General features: G+C 46.4%; 10 protein-coding genes. All 10 read left to right on the forward strand.

The window, feature by feature from the left end:
* Window positions 1-79 precede the first annotated feature (79 nt).
* A complete protein-coding gene (locus AC1WIP_RS09330; RefSeq protein WP_481141587.1) occupies window positions 80-871 on the forward strand; it encodes an IclR family transcriptional regulator in 792 nt (263 codons plus the stop codon).
* A complete protein-coding gene (locus AC1WIP_RS09335) occupies window positions 868-1851 on the forward strand; it encodes an NAD(P)-dependent oxidoreductase (protein ID WP_481141588.1) in 984 nt (327 codons plus the stop codon). Before AC1WIP_RS09330 ends, AC1WIP_RS09335 begins: the two co-directional genes overlap by 4 nt.
* A gap of 17 nt (window positions 1852-1868) precedes the next feature.
* The gene (locus tag AC1WIP_RS09340) at window positions 1869-2777 is read left to right on the forward strand and encodes an AEC family transporter (protein WP_481141589.1); all 909 of its coding nucleotides are present in this window, start codon (window positions 1869-1871) and stop codon (window positions 2775-2777) included.
* Window positions 2778-2794: 17 nt separating this feature from the next.
* Window positions 2795-3421: a cytidylate kinase-like family protein gene (locus AC1WIP_RS09345; RefSeq protein WP_481141590.1), complete on the forward strand. Its 627-nt coding sequence runs from the start codon at window positions 2795-2797 to the stop codon at window positions 3419-3421.
* A gap of 51 nt (window positions 3422-3472) precedes the next feature.
* A complete protein-coding gene (locus tag AC1WIP_RS09350) occupies window positions 3473-3976 on the forward strand; it encodes a hypothetical protein (protein ID WP_481141591.1) in 504 nt (167 codons plus the stop codon).
* Window positions 3977-4096: 120 nt separating this feature from the next.
* On the forward strand, window positions 4097-4603 hold the full coding sequence (locus AC1WIP_RS09355) for an ATP-binding cassette domain-containing protein (protein WP_481141592.1): 507 nt from the start codon (window positions 4097-4099) through the stop codon (window positions 4601-4603).
* A gap of 154 nt (window positions 4604-4757) precedes the next feature.
* A complete protein-coding gene (locus AC1WIP_RS09360) occupies window positions 4758-5054 on the forward strand; it encodes a DUF4314 domain-containing protein (protein ID WP_481141593.1) in 297 nt (98 codons plus the stop codon).
* A 12-nt stretch (window positions 5055-5066) separates the two neighbouring features.
* Entirely contained in the window at window positions 5067-5207 is a 141-nt protein-coding gene (locus AC1WIP_RS09365; protein ID WP_171898497.1) for a hypothetical protein, read from the forward strand.
* A complete protein-coding gene (locus AC1WIP_RS09370) occupies window positions 5197-5949 on the forward strand; it encodes a hypothetical protein (protein WP_481141594.1) in 753 nt (250 codons plus the stop codon). Before AC1WIP_RS09365 ends, AC1WIP_RS09370 begins: the two co-directional genes overlap by 11 nt.
* A gap of 14 nt (window positions 5950-5963) precedes the next feature.
* Complete coding sequence (locus AC1WIP_RS09375) at window positions 5964-6620, forward strand: hypothetical protein (RefSeq protein ID WP_481141595.1); 657 nt, start codon at window positions 5964-5966, stop codon at window positions 6618-6620.
* Window positions 6621-6703 lie beyond the last annotated feature (83 nt).

Consider the following 6703-nt stretch of genomic DNA (forward strand, 5'->3'; position numbering starts at 1 on the left):
GGTGGGCAGCCAGAGTGCCCAGAGAAGGATTCACTGGGACGAGTATAAGGGAATGACCTTCTGAAAGGAGAGGATTTATATGGGAACGGAAGAGAAAGGCAGAGTGATACAGTCCATACAGAGGGCGGTCAATATCATAGAATGCTTTACGGACGAGGAGTATTTTCTTACCCTCAACCAGATCAGCAGAAAGCTGGAGCTGCACATTAATACTACCCGGGGTATTGTAAATACGCTTCTGGTAAATGACATGCTGGACTATGACTGGATCACAGGCTGTTATTCCTTGGGGCCCTTTTTTGTGAAAAAGGGACAAATGATGGAAAAACGCAATGAAAAGTATGTGGAGATCGCAAAGCCTTATATGCGTCTGATTACTGATAAGTATTTGATTACTGCTACTTTTCAGGTAGTGCGCAACGAGGAGATTTATACCATTGCCATTAAAAACTCTGAAAAAATGTATTACAAAACCAATGTAGAGCTTTATCAGCCGCTGCCCTATTACGCCAGTGCTTCCGGCAAACTACATTTGTTTTACAACATTCTGAAGGACAATCCGGATTATGTGAAGGAATTGGAGTTTGTGCCCTATACGAAAAGAACCTGCCGCAGCTTAAGCTCCTTGCAAAAGGAGATGAATTTTATCAAGGAGAAGGGCTATGGGGAAGAAAATCAGGAAATGGGGAGCAATGTTTCCGGCGTGGCGGTTCCCATATTTAACGGCAAAGGACGGATGACAGCCTCCATCAGCGGCTGGGGAATGGATGAGATCGTAGATAGAAACAGAATAAAAATCGTGGCCGATCTACAGAAGGCGGCAAGAGAAATAGAAAAAAGGATACGGGCGGGAGCAGCGGAGAGCAAATGAAAGTAATGGTGTTTGGAACAAGACAGGAAGAGAGAGAAATCATAGAAAAGCAGGCGGCCTTATATGGGTATGAGGTATGTATGAGAAGCGACTTTTTGACGGAGGCAAACGTACAGGAGACGAAAGGCTGCGAGGCGGTGTGCATCGTTGTGAACTGCAGGATCACGAGGACTATGGCGCATACTATGTCGCAGGCAGGAGTGAAGTACATACTGACCAGAGCAGCTGGAACCGATCATTTGGATGTGGAAGCGATCCGGGAGTATGGAATGCAGACGGCCAATGTGCCTTTTTATTCCCCCAATGCGGTTTCGGAGCATACCATACTTTTGACTTTGGCTGCCCTTCGTCATTTTAAGGAGCAGATAAGACGCACTGCAAAATATGATTTTTCCATCGCTGGGCTGGAGGGAAGAGAACTGCGTAATATGACGGTGGGAGTGATTGGCGCAGGGAGAATCGGCTGCGCCACCATTTGCGGACTGAAAGGCTTTGGCTGCAGAATCTTAGCGTATGACCAGAGAAAGCAGGAAGAAATAAGAGAGGATGTCAGTTATGTTTCACGAGAGACTGTGCTGGCAGAAAGCGACGTATTAATCTTTCACTGTCCCCTCACAAAGGAAACCTATCATATGATCTGTGAGAATACAATAGAAAAATGTAAGGATGGCGTTGTCCTAATAAATTGCGCCCGAGGAGGCATAATAGACAGCAAGGCCGTGCTGAAGGCTTTAAAATCTGGAAAGATCGGCGCTCTGGCCATGGATGTATATGAGCAGGAGGACAGCTTCCTGAGGAAGGATATGTCTGTGCAGGGCCTTCAGGACGGGGTGTTTAAGGAACTGACGGACAGGGAGGATGTTATCTACACCTCTCATACGGCGTTTTATACGGATGAGGCGATTTCCAATATGATAGAAACCAGCTTTAAAAATCTTTATGAGTATGAAAAAAGCGGAAAATGTGAGAATGAGGTATAGGGGAGAGGCCGGGAAATATGCAGCAGTTTAACATGATGATGCAACTGCAGTTACAACTGTTTCTGCTGATGGGAATGGGCTGGTTTCTGGGAAGAAAGAAATGGCTGACCACACAAGGACGCAGGTGCCTGGCGGATATTTTCATAAAGATCATGCTGCCCTGCAATATAATAGTATCCTTTCAGGTGGAGCTTACAAGGGAAATCGCAGATAAGCTATTCATCATTCTTGTGATTTCTTTTGCAGTCCAGTTTTTCTATCTGTTTTTCAGCAAAATACTGTATAGAAGGGTAGAAGAGGGCCGGAGGAAGGTTTTGCAGTATGCTACCATTTGTTCCAATTCCGGGTTTATGGGAAATCCGGTAGTGGAAGGCGTGTATGGTTCAATGGGGCTTTTGTATGCTTCTGTAGCCTTGATCCCGCTGCGCATTTTTATGTGGTCTGCAGGACTATCCCTGTTTACGGTGACAAACGGAAAAAGGGTGGTAAAGCAGCTGTTAACGCATCCGTGCATCATAGCGGTGGAAATAGGAATTCTGTTAATGATCACAAAATGTCAGATACCGGGTTTTTTAGATAAAACGCTGTATTCCTTAAGCAGCTGTGTGACACCCATATCTATGCTTATCATTGGAGGTATTTTGTCAGAGGTGGATATCAAGTCGGCACTGGATAGGAATGTGCTTTACTATACGGGGATACGGTTGATTGTGCTCCCCATGACAGTAATGGGTGTTCTAAAGCTGTGTCATTGCGACAGACTGTTAACAGGAGTGATGGTTCTTCTGGCCGGTATGCCGGCGGGCAGCACGACGGCTATTTTAGCAGAACAGTATAAGGCAGATGCAGCATTCGCGTCTAAATGCGTATTGGTGTCCACTCTGCTGTCTGTAGTTACATTGCCGGTGCTTTGTTTAATTTTATAAGCAGAGGGAGGAAAATTATGGAAAATTATATTATTACGATTGCCCGTGGCTTTGGCAGCGGGGGTAAGGAAATCGGAACAAAATTAGCGGCGCAGCTGGGGATTCCCTGTTATGAAAAGCAGCTGCTGGATATGGCATCTGAGCAAAGCGGCATAAACAAGCAGCTTTTTGCCGAAGTGGACGAGAAGCTGCGGGGAAGCTATGTGGCAAATCGGTTAAAAAAGATGCCATTCAGCAATGTAGTGCAGCCCAATGAAAAAGGATTTACATCGGATATAAATCTCTTCAATATTCAGTCTCAGATTATCAGGGAGCTTGCCGAGACAGAGTCTTGTATCATTATCGGGAAATGCGCGGATTATGTGCTGCGCCACAAAGAGAATGTAATCAGTGTGTACATAGAGGCACCGCGACAGCAATGCGTTGAGTCCATCATGGAAAAGCGTCATGTGTCCTTTGAAAGGGCGAACGAGCTGATCCGAAAAACGGATAAGTATCGGGCGGATTACTATAAGTATTATACGGGAGGCGGGCTTTGGACGAATCCTGTGAATTATGACATGACCCTAAACAGCGCAAGGGTGGGAAGAGACAAGTGCGTTGAGGTAATCAGGGGTTACCTTAAGATAAAATTTGGGGTATAATAAAAATAATGTATATAATTTGCCGGACACCATTTTGACAGGGAGGCATCTATGAACGATACAGTATTTGTAAACGGCAGGGAGTATACGATCCTTAAACTGCTGGGAAAGGGTAAAGGGGGATATTCTTATCTTGCGCGAACAGGGGATGAGGAGGTGGTGGTAAAGCAGATTCACCATGAGCCTTGTGCCTACTACCAGTTTGGGAATAAGATGGAGGCTGAAATATCGGATTACAAACGTCTGCAGGATATAGGAATTCCCATGCCCCAAATGATAGAGGCGGATATAAAAAATGAGAGAATTGTGAAGGAATATATCGCAGGCGATACGGTATATGAACTGGTTTTAAAGGATAAACTGCCGGAAAATTGTCTGTGCCAGATGAAATCCATGTGTGATTTGTTATATAAGGCTGGGACGAACATCGATTATTTTCCAACCAATTTTATTTTACGGGATGGAATTTTATATTATGTAGATTACGAATGCAATGATTACATGGAAGAGTGGAATTTTGAAAACTGGGGAATAAAATATTGGTCTTTTTTTTAAGTGAGCCTTGAGAAATCGAGGCTCTTTTTTAATACTTTATAAACAAAACGCATACGAAATGAAAACACATATGAAATAGAGTAAAAACATAAGAGCCTAATAGAAAAGGAGATGCGATCAATGAATGCCATTGAAATTAGAAATCTGTCAAAAAGCTTTCGCGGGATGTACGCAGTGGATCATCTCAATATGACTGTGCCCGTGGGAGCGATATATGGATTTATCGGCGAAAACGGAAGTGGAAAATCCACAACGGAGAAGCTGATCTGTGGGCACCTTGTCCCGGACGGCGGAGAAATCAAGCTGTTTGGCAGGAATTATACAGACGCCGGCGTAAGGGTGAGAGTGGGCGCCTTAATTGAAAACACGGGCTGCTTTCCCAATTCAAGCGTGTGGAATAACCTGATGATGCAGGCTATCAACCTGAACCTTGAAAATCCAAAGGAAGAAATCAAAAGAGTGCTGCGGATCGTCCGAATGGAGGATTCCGCTTCCATGAAATTCAAAAGCTGTTCGCTTGGCATGAAGCAGAGGATCGGCATTGCCATGGCGTTTCTGGGTGATCCTGCGCTGCTGATTCTTGACGTAGAATGTAGCCCCTCTCAGACTGTGTATGCCGGTGTATAGCGTGGAGGAAGGAGGGCGAATAGGTACAGGAAACACAGCAGAAAGAAAAAAGTGTGTATAGAGTAAGGTAGGAACGACCATGAGAGTGGTCGCTTTTTTTATGCCCTCCTACCGGGCAGAAGGGAAATCAGATTTCAGAATGGAGATGTAGACGATGAATGAATGGGAACGCCTGCACCAGCAGGCCAAGCGATACCAGGCTGAGTATCCTCCCGGTACCCGAATCATGTTACTGAGCATGGGCAGAGATCCCTGTCCTGTCGAAGATCAGACAAGAGGAACTGTCAAAGTGGTGGATGATATCGGAACACTGCACTGCTCGTTTGACAATGGAAGATCTCTCGGCGTTGTGCCTGGTGAGGACTCGTTTCGCAAGCTGACGGAGGAAGAACTGGCAGAGGAACAGGAATCCGGCATGACTGAGGATCAAGGCCCCATCATGGGAATGTAGGAGGTAAATCATTTGGAAATTGAAATTGAGATTCCGGAGGCGCTGGTGGAGCCGCTTTTGATCCAGGCTGCCATTGAGGAAGTGCCTGTAGAGGAAATTGTAACAAGGGCGATTCAGAAATTCATGGAAAGAGGTGAACACAGTGGCTGCTGACGGGAAGAAAGGCATTACGGTCAAAGTCGATGCGGCTTTGCATGCCGAGATTACACAATATCTGCAAGACCACGGGATGACGATGACGGAGTTTGTCACGCTGGCCTTGCAGGATGAACTGCATCCTAAAATTGATGAAAAGGAAGGGAAAAACATGGAGAAAATGAGGACACTGGCGTTTCAGGTGCCGGAAAGCTTGTTCCAGCGGATCAAAGATTATCTGCACCGCAATAACATGACGCAAAAGGACTTTGTCATCGGCCTGATTGAGCAGGAGCTGGATCGGGATCTGGCTGAGAGTCAGGAAACCGGCGAGGCCCAGGGTGACTTCGAGGATACGGAGGAACTGGAGGATACAGAGCAGTTGGACGCTGATCAGGAGTTACCTGGAGATCAGGAAACTGCTTCTTCTGCGGAGAAAATGGATGAAGCGGAACCCTCTATCCCCGATCAGGAAGTGCCGGGGACATCTGAGGAAGGCCCCGATGCTGAAGAACTGGATGAGATGTCCCCATCGGAGGAAACCGGCGAAGCAGACTATCAGGACGATGAAGATATGTCAGAAGATGCCCTGGAGGATGAAGGCTCGGAAGAAACCGAAGATACTCTGGAGGTTGAGGACGAGGAAGAAACGGAGGCCGTCCTGGAGGATGAATACGAAGATGAATCCGGGAATGAGGACGAAGATATGGATGAGGATGAATCGGAAGATGAAAATGTAGGTTTCGCTATGGGAATGTGAGGTGGATGCAGCCTATGACCATTTATCAGGAAGAACTGCTGCGCCGCCTTCCTCAATTAGACTGTACTGGGTATTATGGCTATCGGGATGGTCTGCTCCACATTTTTCACGGAGACGCTCCTTTCTGTCGGCAGACACCCGAAGGTTTTCTACGGTTTTATGAGGATCAGTTTGAGGCACTACGCCAGACGGAACTCTATGATAAAATTCATCAGGAGGCCAGAGCCATCCGTGAGTATGTGGGCCTCTATGAAGCAGCCCCACAGATGGAGGCGGATGGCGTCCACGATTACCGGAAACTGGCGGAGTATGGGAATATCGTCCTGGCCGGAACGTACAGTGAAAACCATGGTTTCATGTTTACCACATGGGATCAGGATAAAGAGCGTGGCTATGTGTCCTGCGGCGATTACTCTCCCAATTATGCATATGCAAAAGAATCCTTTGTCCGGCGCTCCGGGTTAGTCCAGGAACAACGCTTGTTTCAGCCAGCAGAAGCTGAAAATCTCTATCGATGCGTGGACTATGCCAGAAATCACTGCGGCTCCCTTACCTTCGAGCAGTCGAAAGCGCTGGATGAGCTGGCGGAAAAGCTATCGTTTGGCTATCCGGAGATTGAAGAAAATCCTCCTACTTTTGAACCGGAGGATGGCCCACAACTGAATCTGTAACTCAAGTGACACCCTTGCTTTGTTGATAAAGCGAGGGCTTTTTTTATGAAAGGAACCATGAATGATGTATTTTACCGAAACCG

The sequence above is a fragment of the Acetatifactor sp. genome, from assembly GCF_982438285.1.

What these genes read in the sequence shown, in the direction of transcription:
- AC1WIP_RS09330 (WP_481141587.1), top strand. Translation starts at nt 80, where the DNA reads ATGGGAACGGAAGAGAAAGGCAGAGTGATACAGTCCATACAGAGGGCG.
- AC1WIP_RS09335 (WP_481141588.1), top strand. Translation starts at nt 868, where the DNA reads ATGAAAGTAATGGTGTTTGGAACAAGACAGGAAGAGAGAGAAATCATA.
- AC1WIP_RS09340 (WP_481141589.1), top strand. Translation starts at nt 1,869, where the DNA reads ATGCAGCAGTTTAACATGATGATGCAACTGCAGTTACAACTGTTTCTG.
- AC1WIP_RS09345 (WP_481141590.1), top strand. Translation starts at nt 2,795, where the DNA reads ATGGAAAATTATATTATTACGATTGCCCGTGGCTTTGGCAGCGGGGGT.
- AC1WIP_RS09350 (WP_481141591.1), top strand. Translation starts at nt 3,473, where the DNA reads ATGAACGATACAGTATTTGTAAACGGCAGGGAGTATACGATCCTTAAA.
- AC1WIP_RS09355 (WP_481141592.1), top strand. Translation starts at nt 4,097, where the DNA reads ATGAATGCCATTGAAATTAGAAATCTGTCAAAAAGCTTTCGCGGGATG.
- AC1WIP_RS09360 (WP_481141593.1), top strand. Translation starts at nt 4,758, where the DNA reads ATGAATGAATGGGAACGCCTGCACCAGCAGGCCAAGCGATACCAGGCT.
- AC1WIP_RS09375 (WP_481141595.1), top strand. Translation starts at nt 5,964, where the DNA reads ATGACCATTTATCAGGAAGAACTGCTGCGCCGCCTTCCTCAATTAGAC.